This window comes from Corynebacterium sp. HMSC034A01, from assembly GCF_001838175.1.
Classification (GTDB): Bacteria; Actinomycetota; Actinomycetes; order Mycobacteriales; family Mycobacteriaceae; genus Corynebacterium.
The window spans coordinates 39,128-55,213 of record NZ_KV835925.1 but is presented as its reverse complement, the minus strand read 5'-3'; the positions used below and the strand labels follow the sequence as shown (position 1 = coordinate 55,213).

General features: G+C 66.5%; 15 protein-coding genes. 12 read left to right on the top strand and 3 right to left on the bottom strand.

What is annotated here, in order from left to right; all coding sequences use genetic code 11:
• Nucleotides 1–53: 53 nt before the first annotated feature.
• From pyrR to metK, 11 genes are all read left to right on the top strand, one after another.
• Nucleotides 54–614, top strand: coding sequence for a bifunctional pyr operon transcriptional regulator/uracil phosphoribosyltransferase PyrR (pyrR, locus tag HMPREF2791_RS01400; RefSeq protein WP_070843955.1), 561 nt, complete (start codon nucleotides 54–56; stop codon nucleotides 612–614).
• Complete coding sequence (locus tag HMPREF2791_RS01395) at nucleotides 615–1,565, top strand: aspartate carbamoyltransferase catalytic subunit (protein WP_070843953.1); 951 nt, start codon at nucleotides 615–617, stop codon at nucleotides 1,563–1,565.
• Nucleotides 1,562–2,845, top strand: a complete 1,284-nt coding sequence (locus HMPREF2791_RS01390; protein ID WP_070843951.1) for a dihydroorotase — start codon at nucleotides 1,562–1,564, stop codon at nucleotides 2,843–2,845. The genes HMPREF2791_RS01395 and HMPREF2791_RS01390 overlap by 4 nt, the downstream gene beginning before the upstream one ends.
• 3 nt (nucleotides 2,846–2,848) lie before the next feature.
• Nucleotides 2,849–3,328, top strand: a complete 480-nt coding sequence (locus HMPREF2791_RS01385) for a carbamoyl-phosphate synthase domain-containing protein (RefSeq protein ID WP_070843949.1) — start codon at nucleotides 2,849–2,851, stop codon at nucleotides 3,326–3,328.
• Between the two features lie 23 nt (nucleotides 3,329–3,351).
• Nucleotides 3,352–6,717, top strand: a complete 3,366-nt coding sequence (gene carB, locus HMPREF2791_RS01380) for a carbamoyl-phosphate synthase large subunit (RefSeq protein WP_070843948.1) — start codon at nucleotides 3,352–3,354, stop codon at nucleotides 6,715–6,717.
• Entirely contained in the window at nucleotides 6,717–7,541 is an 825-nt protein-coding gene (pyrF, locus tag HMPREF2791_RS01375; RefSeq protein ID WP_070474476.1) for an orotidine-5'-phosphate decarboxylase, read from the top strand. The genes carB and pyrF overlap by 1 nt, the downstream gene beginning before the upstream one ends.
• A 223-nt stretch (nucleotides 7,542–7,764) precedes the next feature.
• Complete coding sequence (mihF, locus tag HMPREF2791_RS01370) at nucleotides 7,765–8,088, top strand: integration host factor, actinobacterial type (RefSeq protein WP_034999332.1); 324 nt, start codon at nucleotides 7,765–7,767, stop codon at nucleotides 8,086–8,088.
• 2 nt (nucleotides 8,089–8,090) lie between these two features.
• A complete protein-coding gene (gmk, locus tag HMPREF2791_RS01365) occupies nucleotides 8,091–8,678 on the top strand; it encodes a guanylate kinase (RefSeq protein WP_070843946.1) in 588 nt (195 codons plus the stop codon).
• Nucleotides 8,679–8,713: 35 nt separating this feature from the next.
• Complete coding sequence (gene rpoZ / locus HMPREF2791_RS01360; protein WP_070843945.1) at nucleotides 8,714–9,010, top strand: DNA-directed RNA polymerase subunit omega; 297 nt, start codon at nucleotides 8,714–8,716, stop codon at nucleotides 9,008–9,010.
• Between the two features lie 100 nt (nucleotides 9,011–9,110).
• Nucleotides 9,111–10,346, top strand: coding sequence for a bifunctional phosphopantothenoylcysteine decarboxylase/phosphopantothenate--cysteine ligase CoaBC (gene coaBC, locus HMPREF2791_RS01355; RefSeq protein ID WP_070843943.1), 1,236 nt, complete (start codon nucleotides 9,111–9,113; stop codon nucleotides 10,344–10,346).
• A 141-nt stretch (nucleotides 10,347–10,487) separates the two neighbouring features.
• Complete coding sequence (metK, locus tag HMPREF2791_RS01350; RefSeq protein ID WP_070474028.1) at nucleotides 10,488–11,705, top strand: methionine adenosyltransferase; 1,218 nt, start codon at nucleotides 10,488–10,490, stop codon at nucleotides 11,703–11,705.
• Here the strand turns inward: metK and HMPREF2791_RS01345 are convergent.
• The 3 genes from HMPREF2791_RS01345 to HMPREF2791_RS01335 are packed head-to-tail and all read right to left on the bottom strand — an operon-like array spanning nucleotide 11,702 to nucleotide 13,932.
• The gene (locus tag HMPREF2791_RS01345) at nucleotides 11,702–12,568 is read right to left on the bottom strand and encodes a hypothetical protein (protein ID WP_070843942.1); all 867 of its coding nucleotides are present in this window, start codon (nucleotides 12,566–12,568) and stop codon (nucleotides 11,702–11,704) included. The two genes, metK and HMPREF2791_RS01345, sit on opposite strands and share 4 nt — an antisense overlap.
• A 3-nt stretch (nucleotides 12,569–12,571) precedes the next feature.
• Nucleotides 12,572–12,931: a hypothetical protein gene (locus tag HMPREF2791_RS01340; protein ID WP_141764881.1), complete on the bottom strand. Its 360-nt coding sequence runs from the start codon at nucleotides 12,929–12,931 to the stop codon at nucleotides 12,572–12,574.
• A 17-nt stretch (nucleotides 12,932–12,948) separates the two neighbouring features.
• On the bottom strand, nucleotides 12,949–13,932 hold the full coding sequence (locus HMPREF2791_RS01335) for a polysaccharide deacetylase family protein (protein ID WP_070843939.1): 984 nt from the start codon (nucleotides 13,930–13,932) through the stop codon (nucleotides 12,949–12,951).
• 135 nt (nucleotides 13,933–14,067) lie between these two features.
• Here HMPREF2791_RS01335 and HMPREF2791_RS01330 point away from each other — a divergent pair, with 135 nt between their 5' ends.
• Nucleotides 14,068–16,077 carry a primosomal protein N' gene (locus HMPREF2791_RS01330; protein ID WP_070843937.1) on the top strand — a complete coding sequence of 670 codons (2,010 nt, stop codon included), beginning with the start codon at nucleotides 14,068–14,070 and terminating at the stop codon, nucleotides 16,075–16,077.
• Nucleotides 16,078–16,086: the final 9 nt, after the last annotated feature.

Below are 16,086 nucleotides of genomic sequence, written 5' to 3'. Positions count from 1 at the left end.
GGCCGGTTCGAAATCCTTTAAATTCCGCACTGTGAGGCGGGGAAGGAGGTTCGATGAGTGAGAACGAACGGTCGACCGTTGAGTTGCTGAACGCTCAAGACGTCGGCCGCACTGTTGCACGCATCGCGCACCAGATCATCGAAAAGACGGCGTTGGACGATGAGACCAGTCCGCAGGTTGTGCTGCTGGGAATTCCGTCCGGGGGAGTGCCGCTGGCGCAGCGCATCGCCGAAGCCGTTGAGGAGTTTTCCGGGGTGGTTATCCCCGTGGGCAGCCTGGACGTGACGCTCTACCGCGACGATTTGCGCAACCGCCCACACCGCGCCCTGCGTCCGACCAACATCCCGGTGGACATTGACGGGGCAGTGGTCATCCTGGTCGACGACGTGCTGTACTCCGGCCGCACCATCCGCGCGGCGCTGGATTCCTTGCGCGACATCGGCCGCCCCGCAGCCATCCAGCTGGCGGTGCTGGTGGACCGCGGCCACAGAGAACTGCCCATCCGCGCGGACTACGTGGGCAAAAACACCCCCACCTCGAAGGACGAGGACGTCACCGTGTCGCTGACGCCGCTCGACGCCGAGGACCGGGTCACGCTGGCGAGGGAGGCGTAAATGAAGCACCTGATCGATATCGCGGACCTTACCCGCGAGGACATTGTCTGCCTGATGGACGAGGCGGACCGCTTCCGCGAAGCCCTGGACGGCCGCGAGATAAAGAAGCTGCCCACCCTGCGCGGCCGCACGGTGATGACGCTGTTCTACGAGAACTCCACCCGTACCCGGTCGTCGTTTGAGACTGCGGGCAAGTGGATGAGCGCGGACGTGATTAACCTGTCCGCGTCCTCGTCGTCGGTGAAGAAGGGCGAGTCGCTCAAAGACACCGCCGCCACCCTCGAGGCGATCGGCGCGGACGCGATCATCATGCGCCACCCGGCCTCGGGCGCCTCGCAGCTTCTGCGCCAGTGGTTGCCGGAAACCAGCATCGTCAACGCCGGCGACGGCCAGCACCAGCACCCCACCCAGGCGCTGTTGGACGCGGTGACCATGCGCCAGCACATCGGCGACGTGGCGGGCAAGACCGTGCTCATCGTCGGCGACATCCTGCACTCGCGCGTGGCCCGGTCCAACGTGGACCTGCTGCACACGCTCGGTGCTGAGGTCGTGCTGGTGGCTCCGCCGACGCTTCTGCCCACCGGCGTGCAGTACTGGCCGGCCCGCGTGTCGCACGACTTCGACGCGGAGGTTGAGCAGGCTGACGTGGTCATGATGCTCCGCGTGCAAGCTGAGCGCATGCACGGCGGGTTCTTCCCGTCGCACCGTGAGTACGCCACCCTCTACGGGTTGAGCAAGGACCGCGCGAACCGCATGAAGGACTCGGCGCTGATCATGCACCCGGGCCCGATGCTGCGCGGCATGGAAATCAACTTCGACGTCGCGGACCGCGACAACGCCGTAGTGCTGGGCCAGGTGTCCAACGGCGTTTACACCCGCATGGCCGTGCTGTTTACCCTGCTCGCCGGCTCTGACGAGCAGGGCGGCAGCGAGGAAGGAGCTAGCAAGTGACCACGCTCGCTTTGAACAACGTTCGCCCGTACGGCGAGGACGTGACCAACATTCTCATCGACGTCGCCGACGGCGTGATCGACGCGGTCGGGGAGAACCCCTTCGACGACGCGGACGAGGTCGTGGACTGCGGGGGCAACGTGCTGCTGCCGGGCCTGGTGGACATGCACGTGCACCTGCGCGAGCCGGGCCGAGAGGACACCGAGACCATCGCCACCGGTTCCGACGCCGCGGCCAAGGGCGGGTTCACCGCCGTGTTCACCATGGCCAACACTAGCCCAGTGATCGACCAGCCGTTCCTCGCCGAGGCGGTGTGGGCGAAGGGCCAGGAGTACGGCAAGTGCGACGTCTACCCGGTCGGCTCCATCTCCCAGGGACTGAAAGGCGAGCAGCTCACTGAGATCGGGCTGATGTCCCGCAGCGGCGTGCGCATGTTCTCCGACGACGGCAAGTGCGTCAACGACCCGCAGCTGATGCGCCGCGCCATCGAGTACGCCAAGGCGCACGACGTGGTTCTCGCGCAGCACGCCGAGGACCACCGCATGACCGAAGGCTCCGTCGCCCACGAGGGCGAGCAGGCCGCGCGACTGGGCCTGCGCGGCTGGCCGCGTGTGGCGGAAGAGTCCATCGTGGCGCGCGACGCGATCATGACCCGCGACTACGGCGGCCGTTACCACCTGTGCCACGCCTCCACAGAGGGCACCGTGGAGCTTCTGCGCTTTGCCAAGAACCAGGGCATCGACGTCACCGCCGAGGTCACCCCGCACCACCTCATGCTCACCGACGAGAAGCTGGCCACTTACGACGGATTGTTCCGCGTGAACCCGCCGCTGCGCGAGGCCCGCGACGCCGAAGCATTAAAGCAGGCGCTTCTCGACGGCACCGTCGACGTGGTCGCCACCGACCACGCCCCGCACGGCTCCGAGGACAAGTGCGTGGAGTTCGAGCACGCCAAGCCCGGCATGCTCGGCCTGGAAACCTCCCTGGCTGTGGTCCACCGCATCTTCGTGGAGCCGGGCGACGCCGATTGGCGCTTCGTGGCCAAGGTCATGAGCGAGCGGCCGGCCGAGATCCTGCGCCTGGAAGACCAGGGCCGCCCGATCGCCGTTGGCGAGCCGGCCAACCTGGTGCTGGTGGACCCGCAATCGCCGTGGACCGCCTACGGCGAGCAGATGGCGTCCAAGGCATCCAACACCCCGTACGAAGGCATCGAATTTTCCGCCCGCGTGGTTGGCACCTGGCTGCGCGGCACCCAAACCTACGACGCAAAGAAGGCGTAAACCATGTCTGAAAACACCACCGCACAACCCCAGCGCACGCGCGCAACGCTCGTGCTTGACGACGGCTCCGCCTTCCCCGGCTTCATCTTCGGGGCGACGCCCGCAGCGGACACCTCGGACGAGATCGCCGGCGAGGTCGCCTTCACCACCGACATGTTCGGTTACGAGCGCGAACTGTGCGAGGCCGAGCGACAAGGCCAGATCCTTGTTTTCGCCTCCCCGCAGGTGGGCAACGTCGGCTGGACCGGCGAGGGCGCGTCCGGCAGCACCGAGATCACCGCCGCAGCCGTCATCGTGTGCGACGTCGCGCGCATCGCCTCCAACCACAACGCCCAACGCACCCTGGCCGAAGAGCTTGCGGCGCAGGCTGTTACCGGCCTGTGGGGCGTGGACACCCGGAAGCTCGTCCGCCACCTGGCCACTGCTGCCCGCGATGGAAAGACGGTGCGGGGCCAGGTCACCGTCGATAAGCACGAAGCCTAAGAGAAAGACCAGGAGATACAGACATGAAGCGCAACGACTTACACCACGTCCTGGTTATCGGCTCCGGCCCGATCGTGATCGGCCAGGCCTGCGAGTTCGACTACTCCGGCACCCAGGCGTGCCGCGTGCTCAAAAACGAGGGCCTGCGGGTGACGCTGGTGAACTCCAATCCGGCGACGATTATGACCGACCCGGAGTTCGCCGACCACACCTATGTGGAACCGATCGAGCCCGGCTACATCGACCGGATCCTCGCCCGCGAGGCAGAGCAGGGCCACCCGGTGGACGCGATCCTGCCCACGCTCGGTGGCCAGACCGCCCTGAACGCCGCGATCAAGCTGGACCGCCTCGGCATTTTGGAAAAGCACGGCGTGGAGCTCATCGGCGCGGATATCGAGGCCATCGAGCGCGGCGAGGACCGCCAGAAGTTCAAGGACATCGTGGAGAAAATCGGCGGCGAATCCGCCCGCTCCCGCGTGTGCTACACCATGGAAGAGGTCGAGGAAACCGTCGCTGAGCTGGGTTTCCCGTGCGTGGTGCGCCCCTCGTTCACCATGGGCGGCCTCGGTTCCGGCCTGGCCTACGACATGGATGATCTGCACCGCATCGCCGGCGACGGCCTGGTGGCCTCGCCGGAGGCGAACGTGCTGATCGAGGAATCCATCCTGGGTTGGAAGGAAATCGAGCTGGAACTTATCCGCGACTCCGCGGATAACTGCATCGCCATCGCCACCATCGAAAACGTGGACGCGATGGGCGTGCACACCGGCGATTCCGTCACGGTGGCACCGGTGCTGACCATGACCGAGCCCGAGGTCACTACCATGATCGAACAGGGCAAGGCCATCATTCGCGAGGTCGGCGTGAAAACCGGCGGCTGCAACATCCAGTTCGCCATCAACCCCAAAGACGGCCGCATGATCACCATCGAGATGAACCCGCGCGTGTCGCGTTCCTCGGCGCTAGCCTCCAAGGCCACCGGCTACCCGATTGCGAAGGTGGCGACCCTGCTGGCCATCGGCTACACGCTCGACGAGATCCCCAACGACATGACCGGCGGCGAGACCACCGCACTCGCGGAGCCGTCGCTGGACTACGTCATTGTGAAGATGCCGCGTTTTGCCTTTGAGAAGTTCCCGGGCTCCGACGAGACCCTGGGCACGTCCATGAAGGCTGTGGGCGAGGCCATGGGCATCGGCCGCAACTACATTCAGGGCCTGAATAAGGTCATGCGCTCGATGGAGGACAAGCCGAACGGCTTCTGGACCCGCCCGGACGAGTACTTCGCCGGCGAGCGCGCCACCGACGTCGCGGCGGTTCTTGAGGATCTGAAGGTGCCCACCGACAAGCGCCTCTACGACGTGGAGCTTGCGCTGCGTCTCGGCGCCAGCGTGGACGAGGTGTACGAGGCCTCCGGCATCGACCCGTGGTTCTTGGAGGAGCTCGTCGCACTCATCGACTTTAGGCAGCAGCTTCTCGACGCCCCGGTGCTCGACGCCGAGCTGTTGCGCGAAGCGAAGGCGTTTGGACTGTCAGACGCGCAGATCGCCGCGCTGCGCCCGGAGCTGGCGGGGGAGTCCGGTGTGCGCCAGCTGCGCTGGTCGCTGGGCATTACCCCGACGTTTAAGACGGTGGACACCTGCTCCGGCCAGTTCGACGCGAAGGTGCCGTATCTGTACTCCGCCTACGAGCTCGACCCGGACGCCGAGTCTGAGGTTGTTGCTTCTGATGCTGCTTCGAGCGACAGCGACAAGCAGAAGGTGATTATCCTCGGCTCCGGCCCGAACCGCATCGGCCAGGGCATCGAGTTCGACTACTCCTGCGTGCACGCTGCGCTGGAGCTGTCGCGCGTGGGCTACGAGACCGTGATGGTCAACTGCAACCCGGAGACCGTCTCCACCGACTACGACACCGCGGACCGCCTCTACTTCGAGCCGCTGACGTTCGAGGACGTCATGGAGATCTACCGCGCCGAGGCCGCCACCGGAACCGTCGCCGGCGTGATCGTGCAGCTGGGCGGCCAGACCCCGCTGGGGCTTGCGCAGCAGCTTGAAGACGCCGGCGTGCCCGTGGTGGGCACCTCGCCCAAGGCCATCGACATGGCGGAGGACCGCGGCGAGTTCGGCAAGGTGCTCGACGCCGCGAACCTGCCGGCGCCGGCATTCGGCACCGCCACCACCTTCGAGGGCGCGCGCGAGGTGGCAGACCGCATCGGCTACCCGGTGCTGGTGCGCCCCTCCTACGTGCTCGGCGGCCGCGGCATGGAGATTGTTTACGACGAGGACAACCTGCGCGACTACATCAACCGCGCCACCGAGCTGTCCCCGGACCACCCGGTGCTGGTGGACCGCTTTTTGGACAACGCCATCGAAATCGACGTCGACGTGCTCTGCGACGGCACGGACGTCTACCTCGGCGGCGTGATGGAGCACATCGAGGAAGCCGGCATCCACTCCGGCGATTCAGCCTGCGCGCTGCCGCCGATGACGCTGGGGCCAGACGACATTGCCAAGGTCCGCCGTTCCGCAGAAGCTCTCGCGCACGGCATTGGCGTCGAGGGCCTGATGAACGTGCAGTTCGCGCTCAAGGACGACATCCTCTACGTCATCGAAGCCAACCCGCGCGCGTCGCGCACCGTGCCGTTCGTGTCCAAGGCCACCGGCGTGCACCTGGCCAAGGCCGCAGCGCGCATCATGATGGGTGCCACGATTGCGCAGCTGCGTACAGAAGGGATGATCCCGTCCGACTACGACGGCGGTTCGCTGCCGATGGAGCACCCGATCGCGGTGAAGGAAGCGGTGCTGCCGTTCACCCGCTTCCGCCGCCCGGACGGCGCGCTGCTGGACACCATCCTCGGCCCGGAGATGAAGTCCACCGGCGAGGTCATGGGCCTGGCGCCGTCCTTCGGCGTGGCGTACGCCAAGGCGGAGGCCGCGGCGTTCGGCGAGCTGCCCACCGAGGGCACCGTGTTTGTCTCGCTGGCTAACCGCGACAAGCGCACGCTGATCTTCCCGATTCAGCGCCTGTCCACCATGGGCTTTAAGGTCCTGGCGACGGAGGGCACCGCCCAGATGCTGCGCCGCAACGGCATCGAGTGCGAGGTTGTGCTCAAGGGATCCCAGGTCCGTGAGGGGGCCGAAGGCAGGTCGATTGTGGACCGCATCCTCGACGGCGAGATCGACCTGGTGCTCAACACCCCGGCGGGTTCCGCGGGCGCGCGCCACGACGGCTACGACATCCGCGCGGCAGCCGTCATCGCAGACGTGGCCATCATGACCACCGTGCAGGGTGTTACCGCCGCAGTGCAGGGCATCGAGGCGACCCGCGCAAAGGAATTCTCCGTGACCAGCCTGCAAGAGCTCGAGCACGGCAAGACGGAGACGAAGTAATGGCCGCGCAGACCTTCAGCCAGCGCCTCGTTGAGGCCGGGCAGGAGCACGGCCGTCTGTGCGTGGGCATCGACCCGCACGCCGCCCTGCTGGAGCAGTGGGGGCTTAACGACACCGTCGAGGGCCTGCGCGCGTTCGCTGAAACCTGCGTGGAGGCATTCGGGGGTCACGCCGCGGTGGTCAAGCCGCAGGTGGCGTTCTTCGAGCGCTTCGGTTCGGCCGGATTCGCGGTGCTCGAGACCACGCTCGCGCAGCTGCGAGCAAGCGGCACCTTGGTCATCGCGGATGCGAAACGCGGCGATATCGGATCCACGATGGCGGGATACGCGTCGGCGTGGCTGCAGCCGGGCGCACCGCTGGAGGCCGACGCGTTGACGTTGACGCCCTACCTCGGAGTCGGATCCCTTGACCCAGCAATCGCATTGGCGGCCCAGCACGGTAAAGGCGTTTTTGTGATGGCCGCGAATTCGAACCCTGAAGCTGCGGCCCTGCAAACCGGCACTATCGACGGGAAGATGCTTTCACAGCGGATGGTGGACGAGTGCGCGGAATACAACCGGGCTGACGACGATTCCATCGGGCACGTCGGTGTTGTTGTCGGCGCAACGGTGGAACATCCGCCCATGCTCGACCGCCTCAACGCCCCGGTGTTGATGCCCGGTGTGGGCGCACAGGGCGCGACAATTGCCGACGCGGAAGCCATCGCGGGTGAAGTTGGGCACCTCGTTTTCCCCAGCGTGTCCCGCTCGGTACTCACCGCAGGTCCAGATATCGCTGAGCTGCGCAAACGTGTATCTGACCTGGGGAAACAGGGGAGAGGCTAGGGTCTATTTACCGCCTGGCAAAATCCCTGGTAGTTTAATTCCGTCGCACGGTGACGTGGAGAAATGCGCCTCTCAGCGCTCTCCGCTGCACCGTTGCAAGAAAAAGCAGTGTTAGACTGTGCCGAACGTGGCGAATTGCACCGATGACATTCGGCGGAGTGCGCCCCGGATCCGGCACATGTCGGACTGGATAAATGTTCGTAACTATCACATGGAGGAACACGTGGCACTTCCACAGTTGACCGATGAGCAGCGCAAGGCAGCACTTGAGAAGGCGGCAGAGGCACGCAAGGCGCGCGCTGAGCTGAAGGCATCCCTGAAGCGCGGCGAGACCACGCTGAAGGACGTGCTGGACAAGGCTGACACCGACGAGATCATCGGCAAGACCAAGGTCTCCGCACTCCTCGAGGCTATGCCGAAGGTGGGCAAGGTCAAGGCCCGCGAGATCATGGAAGAGCTGGAGATTGCTCAGACCCGTCGTCTGCGCGGCCTCGGCGACCGTCAGCGTCGCGCACTGCTCGAGCGCTTCGGCTACGAAGAGAACTAAGCGTGTCCGGGGTGGCTCCTCGTGGGCAGCTGGTCGTACTGGCCGGCCCGTCCGCGGTAGGAAAGTCGACGGTGGTGAGCGGCCTTCGTAGTGCCGTACCGGACCTGTATTTCTCTGTCTCCATGACCACCCGCGCACCGCGACCGGGTGAAGTGGACGGCAAGGACTACTTCTTCGTCACCCCCGAGCACTTTCAGGGCCGTATCGACCGCGGAGAGATGCTGGAGTGGGCCGACATCCATGGAGGCCTGCAGCGCTCCGGCACGCCAGCCGGTCCGGTGCAGGAAGCTATGGAAGCGGGGCGTCCTGTCCTGGTCGAGGTTGATCTAGCAGGTGCCCGGAACATCAAGCGCCTGCTGCCGGAAGCACAGACTGTGTTTTTGGCGCCGCCGTCGTGGGACATTCTTGTGGAGCGCCTCACCGGGCGCGGCACGGAGACTCCTGAGGTGATCGAGCGCAGGCTCACCACAGCCCGCGAGGAGCTAGACGCTCAGGGTGAGTTCGATACCGTGGTGGTCAACGACAACGTGGATACGGCAGTGGCGACCATCGCCGGCATTCTTCAAGGCACATCTTCCAACAACAGTTAGCGAGTGGGTTACACGTGAGCAACACAACACAGGATTTGTCCGAGACGTCCACTGCTGAGGAAACCACCCAGCGGGAGAGCGTTTACGACACTCCGGAGGGCATTACGGCGCCCCCGATCGACGAGCTTCTGACGAAGGTGTCGTCGAAGTACGCGCTTGTCATCTTCGCAGCGAAGCGTGCCCGCCAGATCAACAGCTTCTACCAGAACTCCGAGGACGGTGTCTTCGAGTTCGTCGGACCGTTGGTCTCCCCAGAACCGGGCGAGAAGCCGTTGTCGATCGCACTGCGTGAGATCGAGGCAGGACTGCTCGAGCACGAGGAAGGCCAGTAAGCCTCCCCTCATGCCTCCTGCGCTGCACTAGCGCCCGATAGGCAACCGCCGCCGCCCAGCAACGCTGCTGGGCGGCGGCGGTTTTGTATGCTTAAGCGTCATGAGCGATGCCCTAGACCCGTCCCACCCGCTGCGTATTGTTGTTGGAGTCTCTGGAGGAATTGCCGCGTACAAGGCGTGCCACCTCGTCCGCAACTTCAAGGAGGCTGGGGACGAGGTGCGCGTCATTCCAACAGAAAACGCGTTGAACTTCGTCGGCGCAGCGACGTTTGAAGCGCTCAGCGGCAACCCGGTGGACACCGGCGTGTTCACCCGCGTGGACGAGGTACAGCACGTGCGGGTGGGGCAGGAGGCAGACCTGATTGTCGTCGCGCCCGCGACCGCGGACCTTATGGCCCGGGTGTCTGCCGGACGGGCGGACGACCTGCTCACCTCCACCATCCTCGTCGCCACCTGCCCGGTGGTGCTGGCACCCGCGATGCACACGGAGATGTGGCTCAACCCGGCCACGCAGTCGAACGTCGCTACGCTGCGCGAGCGCGGAATAACGGTGCTCGAGCCCGCGCACGGGCGACTCACCGGCAAAGACACCGGTCCCGGGCGCCTGCCGGAGCCGGACGTGATCGCCCAGCTCGCCCGCACCGTGGTGCGCACGAAAGCATTCGCCCCAACACTTGCGGGCAAACGAGTGCTCATCAGCGCCGGCGGCACCCAGGAGAACATTGACCCGGTGCGTTACATCGGCAACCGCTCTTCCGGCAAGCAGGGCTACGCCCTCGGCGACATCGCCGCGCAACGCGGAGCGAAGGTGACCATCGTGGCGGGGGCGACCGACGAGCTTCAACCGCCGTCGGGCGCGAAGGTGATAGAGGTCGGCTCCACCCGCGAGATGCAGCAGGCGATGGCGGATCGCGCGCCGGACGCTGACGTGGTGATTATGGCGGCCGCGGTGGCGGATTTCCGTCCAGAAGCGGAAGCGGACACGAAGCTGAAGAAGGGGCAGGCGGACGACGCGTTGTCCACGATCCGCCTCACCGAGAATCCGGACATTCTCAAGGGCCTGGTGGAGATGCGCAAGGCGGGTCAGACCGCCGCGACCATCATCGGTTTCGCCGCTGAGACGGACAACGAACTGGAAAACGGCCGCGCGAAGCTCAAGCGCAAGGGCGCGGACATGCTCATGCTCAACTCCGTGGCGGGCGGCGGTGTCTTTGGGCAGGCGCGTAACCGGGGCTGGCTGCTCAGCGCCGACGGCCGCGAGGAGGAGATCCCGGACGGCACCAAGCACGAGGTCGCTGCCCGGATTTGGGACGCGATTGAGCGCCTCTCGCAGTGACATTGCACATTTAGACAGCTTGGTCTATCGTTGGCATGACTTAACGACGTGCCGATTCCGTTTCAGCCTGCACAGAGCTGAGCCACCCAGCAGGCGCGCCGGAACATAATCCCTCCGCCCAGATGCAAAGGAAAGACTGCTTTGTCCACTGATACGTACTTCCGCTTGTTCACAAGCGAATCGGTCACTGAGGGCCACCCCGACAAAATCTGCGATGCGATCTCGGACTCGATCTTGGACGACATGCTCGCCCAGGATCCGGACGCGAAGGTGGCTGTGGAGACCCTCGCCACAACAGGCCAGGTACACGTCGTGGGCGAGGTGCGGACCTCCGCCTATTCCAACATCGCGCGGATCGTGCGCGAAAAGCTGGTGGAGATTGGATTCGACTCTTCCGAGGTCGGCTTCGACGGCCGCAGCTGCGGCGTGAACATCGCCATCGGCGACCAATCCGCGGAGATCCACGATTCCGTGGTGACCTCGCAGGAGGTCCGCGAGAACACCTCGACCGGCGAGGACGACCAGACCGGCGCGGGCGACCAGGGCCTGATGTTCGGCTACGCCACCAACGAGACCCCGGAGTACATGCCGCTGCCGATTTCTACGGCGCACCATCTGGCGCGCCGCCTGTCCCAGGTGCGCCACGAGGGCATTGTGGAAGGTCTGCGCCCGGACGGCAAGACGCAGGTGACCTTCGCCTACGACGGGCAGACCCCGGCGTTCATCGACACCATCGTCATCTCCACCCAGCACGACCCGGACTTCACCGGCAAGACGCTGGAGGCTGCGCTTCGCGAGCACGTGATCAACTGGGTGCTCAAGGACGCGGACCTTCAGCGTTACTACCGTAAGGACACCAAGGTGCTGGTCAACCCGTCCGGGTCCTTCATCCAAGGCGGCCCCATGAGCGACGCCGGCCTGACCGGCCGCAAGATCATCGTGGACACCTACGGTGGCATGGCCCGTCACGGCGGCGGCGCGTTTTCCGGCAAGGACCCCTCAAAGGTGGACCGCTCCGGCGCGTACGCGATGCGCTGGGTGGCCAAGAACATCGTCGCCGCGGGCCTGGCGGAGCGCGTCGAGGTGCAGGTGGCCTACGCCATCGGCCGCGCGAACCCGGTGGGGCTGTACGTGGAGACGTTCGGCACCGCCACGGAGGGCCAGACAGACGAGAGCATTCAGCAGGCGGTGGAGAAGGTCTTCGACCTGCGCCCTGAGGCGATCATCCGCGAGCTGGACCTCAAGCGCCCGATCTACGCGCAAACCGCCGCGTACGGCCACTTCGGCCGCACGGACATCGACGTGCCGTGGGAGCGCACCGACAAGGTCGACGACTTGAAGGCCGCCGCCGGCGTCTAGTCCGTCTCCGGCGTCTTGTCCGCCTGGTGTTCCTGCCAGGCGGCTTTTTCTTGCTCGGAACGCCGGTGGTTGCGCAGCGCGACCACTCCGACGACGATGCCGATGAGAACCGGCACCCAAATCTTCGAGTACTCGAGCAGCCACAGCGCCCACTCGGGCACCTCCGGAAGGTTGAGCTCCGGCACGTCGATGTCGGGCAGCGGCAGGTTGAAATCGGGCAGCGACGGCACCGGCAGGTCCATGTGCGGCAGCTGCCAGTCGGGCAGGTCGGGCAGATCCCAGTCGGGCACGAACCCAAGCAGCCAGCGAATAAACCGGGAGACGATCGGGCCGAGCACCAGCACCGCGAGCGCCCAGCCGCCCTTGCCCAGCCCTTCCGCCATTGGGATAAGGGTGCGCTTGAGCTCGCTGGACTCCATGGTTTCGCGCCGGTGCGCGCCGCGGGAGCCGGCGGGCGGGTCGAACTCCACCACCGTGTCGCCTTCGCGAAACTCCACGCTGAGCAGCTCATCCAAGCTGCTCACCCGCAGTTTCAGGTGCGGCTTCTTGCGGTTGGTGCCAAGCCCCACCGGTGCTTCCAACTCGTTTGCGGGGCCGTCGCCGAACAGCGGCAGCCGGGCGCTTGCAACGTCGTTGTAGCGGTGCTGCACCTCGCCGTCGACGCGCACCTCCATGCGCTCGGTGGGGTTCATCGACCACAGTGTGATCCGCTCTTTGAAAGAATTCTCCGCCGTTGCCAGGGTGCCCGCCTTGTCCGCCTCGTCGCCGGGCCAGCTGGAATCCTCGGCGGCGAAGTCGCGGTCGAAACCGACGCTGACCTCGATCAGGCCGTACTCGGGGTGGTTCAGGCTCCAGGTTTCCATCGGCTAGGCCTCCGCCTTGCTTCTCGACGAGCTGCCGCCCACCAACGCCCCCACCCACATTGCCGCCGCGCAGATCAGCGTCACGGCGATGGAATAGATGAACGTGCCGTCGTTGAAGTACAGGGCCTTGGCAATCCAAAAGCCCACACCGGTGAGCAGCGGGAGGGACCAGTTGGGGCGGAACGCGACACCGTCGACAAGCCCGGCGATGATGGCCACCGCGACAATGAACCCGACCATGACCCACGGGTTGCCCACCAACGGGATGAGCAGCAAGGGCCCGAGGGCGTAGGCAGCGAACATGGCATACGGGATGGCTTTGACCCACCCTTGGCGGCTGTCGTTGTCTTGCTGTTCAGTCACGGGCAGGAGTATAGGAACTAATCCGCGCGGGTGTAGACGTGACCCGCCTCGGGGTGGGCGATCATTTCGTCCAGGCCGACGGGATTGAGCCCCTTGGCGCGCAGACCGTCGATGACGCACTCCGCCGCGTCGACGGTGGGTTCGTGGATGTCGTGCATGAGGATGATGGAGCCCTCGCGCGCGCCGTCCACCGCACGCTTGCAGGTGGTGGCGGGGTTGCGGTGCTGCCAGTCGGCGGTATCCACATCCCACACGGCCAGCGCCATGCCGCGAGCACCGGCGGCGGAGGCCACGCGCGGGTCGTGGGAGCCGTAGGGCGGGCGCATCCAGTGCGGGTCGAGGCCGGCCTGATTCTTCAGCGCGGCATCAGTGTCGTCCAGCTGGGCGGCGATGGTGCCGTCGGACTGCCGGGCCAGGTCCGGGTGGGAAAAGGAGTGGTTGCCGATGGTGTGGCCCTCGTCGCGGATCCGTCGCAGGATCTGCGGGTGGGCGTTGGCGTTTCGGCCAACCACGAAGAAGGTGGCGTGCACGCCCTTTCGCTTGAGAATGTCCAGCAGGCGCTCGGTGCTGCCTGGCACCGGGCCGTCGTCGTAGGTGATGGCGACGCAGTTGTAGCACTTGGGCGGCACCGGCGAGGACGAAGGCTCCTGCGCGGGTGCGACGGTGACCTCGGCTGGCTTCGCCGGCTCCGGCGGGCGCAGGTGCGGAGGCACGGCCTGCTTGACCTGCGCCGGGAGGCCGTTGAAGGCGCGCCGCCAGCCGTCTTCCGCGGCGCTGCGGGCGCGGTCGGAGGAACCGGTGATGAAGGCGGAGCTGCCGTCGATAGGCAAACCTGCCCCCTGCGCCAGGACGGGGCCGAAGGAGTGGCCGGGAATGATCTTCGCGTCTCCTAACCGCGCCAATTGCGTCACTTTGACGGGCTCCGCGGTGGCAGGCGCTGGCGTGAGCGCTGCGGCGGCGAGGAGTGTAACGGAAGTGGCTGCTACGAGCAGGCGTTTCATGGGGCAGTGGGGTCTTTCAAACGCGCGTAAGGGGAAAACTTTCAGTCTTATTAGTACTCCATTGGGGTCTGAAACTGGGGATTGGTGCGATTGCGCTCAATGGCAGTGTCGGGTGGTGGTTTAGAATCCGGGGTCATGTCTGACACGCCCGCCGCCGAAGCCCCCGTCGCGCGAGTGTTGCCCATGCTCGGGCTGGCGCACCTGGACAGGCCCTTCGACTACCTGGTGCCTTCACAGGATGCGGACGCGGCGCAGCCCGGGGTGCGGGTACGGGTGCGCTTCGCGGGCCGGCTCGTGGATGCCGTGGTGCTCGAACGCGTCTCGGTATCGAGGCACGAGGGGTCGCTGCGCTTCATCGAGCGCGTCATCTCGCCGGAGGTTGTGGCGCCCGCGAAGACGCGGGAGCTTATCGACGCGCTGGCGGACCGTTACGCAGGCGTGCGATCCGATATCTACCGCTCCGCCATCCCGGCGCGCCACGCGAAGGCGGAGGAGACAGACAATTCCACGCCGTGGGAGGAGCTGGGGGAGGCCGGTGAGCCGGACTTGTCGGCGTGGACGGCGTACACCTTCGGCGAGTCGTTCGTGGACGCGGTGGTGGCTGGCAAGATTGCGCGGGCTGCGTGGCAGGTGGCGCCGGGGGACGACTGGGCCGCCGCACTTGCGTCGCTGGCGGCAAAGGTGGCGCTGGACGGAGCGGGCGCGCTGATCGTGGTGCCGGACCAGAAGGACGTGGACGCGTGCGAGGCGGCGCTGAAGGAGATCGTCGGCGCGCGGCAGGTGACCACGCTGACTGCCTCGCAGGGCCCGCAAGCGCGGTACTCGCGCTACCTGTCGGTGCTGCACGGGCAGGGCCGAATCGTGGTGGGCACGCGCTCGGCGGCGTTCGCCCCGGTGCACAACCTGCGCTTTGCGGCGTTGATGTTCGACGGCGACGACAACTTGGTGGATCCGCGCGCGCCGTACGTGCACGCGCGTGAGGTGCTGACCACGCGTTCGGCGCATGAGGGATGCTCGCTGATTATCGGCGGGCACGCCCGTACGGCCGAGGCACAGCTGCTGGTGGAGTCCGGATGGATGCACGAGCTGGTCGCCCCGCGACAGAGCCTGCGCACCCGCTCGCCCTACATTCACGCGGCGGGGGATTCGGACTATGAGATGGAGCGCGACCCGCGCGCGAAGCAGGCCCGGCTGCCGTCGTCGGCGTTCCAGGCGGCGGCGAAGGCATTGGAGCGCGGGGCGCCTGTGCTGTTCCAGGTGCCGCGCACCGGCTACATCCAGTCGCTGGCGTGCGGGCAGTGCCGCACGCCGGCGCGCTGCAGGTGGTGCAATGGGCCGCTCGGCCTGCCCTCAGGCGGCGAGGCGGCGGCGCCGACGTGCCGGTGGTGCGGGCGGATGGACCCCGCGCACGTGTGCCCGGCGTGCGGCTCGCGCAGGCTACGCGCGGTGGTGCTGGGCACGGAGCGCACGGCTGAAGAGCTCGGCCGAGCGTTTGCCAAGTACAAGGTGATCACTTCCGGCGGGGACAACGTGCGTGCGCAGGTGCCGGCGGGCCCGGCACTGGTGGTGGCCACGCCTGGCGCGGAGCCGCACGTTGAGGGCGGTTACGGTGCGGCGGTGCTCCTGGACGCCTGGGCGCTGATGCAGCGGCCGGACCTGCGCGCTGTGGAGGACACCTTTGCCAAGTGGATGGGGGCGGCCACGCTGGTGCAGCCGCACAGTGCCGGCGGGGAAGTCGTCGTGGTCGCCGAGCCCTCCCTGCCCGTGGTGCAGCACCTGATCCGCTGGGACGCGCCCGGGTTCGCGGCTCTAGAGCTTTCCTTGCGGCGCGAGGCACGCTTCCCGCCGGCGGTGCACGTGGCGGTGGTGGACGCCCCGCGCGACGGGATGGAGGAATTCTTCGCCCGCACCGAGCTCCCGGAACACGCGGAGCTGCTCGGCCCGGTGGATCTGCCGCCGGGGGTGCGGCTGCCGGGCGAGTGGAACCGGGAAGCGCTCGGGCCTGCGCAGCGGATGCTGGTGCGCACCCCGCTTGCCGGGCGGACCGCGCTGGGAAAGGCGTTGCGGGCCGGCGCGGTGGCGTGGACGACGGCGAAGCAGGATCTGCCGCTGCGCATCCAAGTCAATCCGGTGGACATCGGCTAGCTGGGTCGC

What these genes read in the sequence shown, in the direction of transcription:
- pyrR (WP_070843955.1), top strand. Translation starts at nt 54, where the DNA reads ATGAGTGAGAACGAACGGTCGACCGTTGAGTTGCTGAACGCTCAAGAC.
- HMPREF2791_RS01395 (WP_070843953.1), top strand. Translation starts at nt 615, where the DNA reads ATGAAGCACCTGATCGATATCGCGGACCTTACCCGCGAGGACATTGTC.
- HMPREF2791_RS01385 (WP_070843949.1), top strand. Translation starts at nt 2,849, where the DNA reads ATGTCTGAAAACACCACCGCACAACCCCAGCGCACGCGCGCAACGCTC.
- carB (WP_070843948.1), top strand. Translation starts at nt 3,352, where the DNA reads ATGAAGCGCAACGACTTACACCACGTCCTGGTTATCGGCTCCGGCCCG.
- pyrF (WP_070474476.1), top strand. Translation starts at nt 6,717, where the DNA reads ATGGCCGCGCAGACCTTCAGCCAGCGCCTCGTTGAGGCCGGGCAGGAG.
- coaBC (WP_070843943.1), top strand. Translation starts at nt 9,111, where the DNA reads ATGAGCGATGCCCTAGACCCGTCCCACCCGCTGCGTATTGTTGTTGGA.
- HMPREF2791_RS01345 (WP_070843942.1), bottom strand. Translation starts at nt 12,568, where the DNA reads ATGGAAACCTGGAGCCTGAACCACCCCGAGTACGGCCTGATCGAGGTC.
- HMPREF2791_RS01335 (WP_070843939.1), bottom strand. Translation starts at nt 13,932, where the DNA reads ATGAAACGCCTGCTCGTAGCAGCCACTTCCGTTACACTCCTCGCCGCC.
- HMPREF2791_RS01330 (WP_070843937.1), top strand. Translation starts at nt 14,068, where the DNA reads ATGTCTGACACGCCCGCCGCCGAAGCCCCCGTCGCGCGAGTGTTGCCC.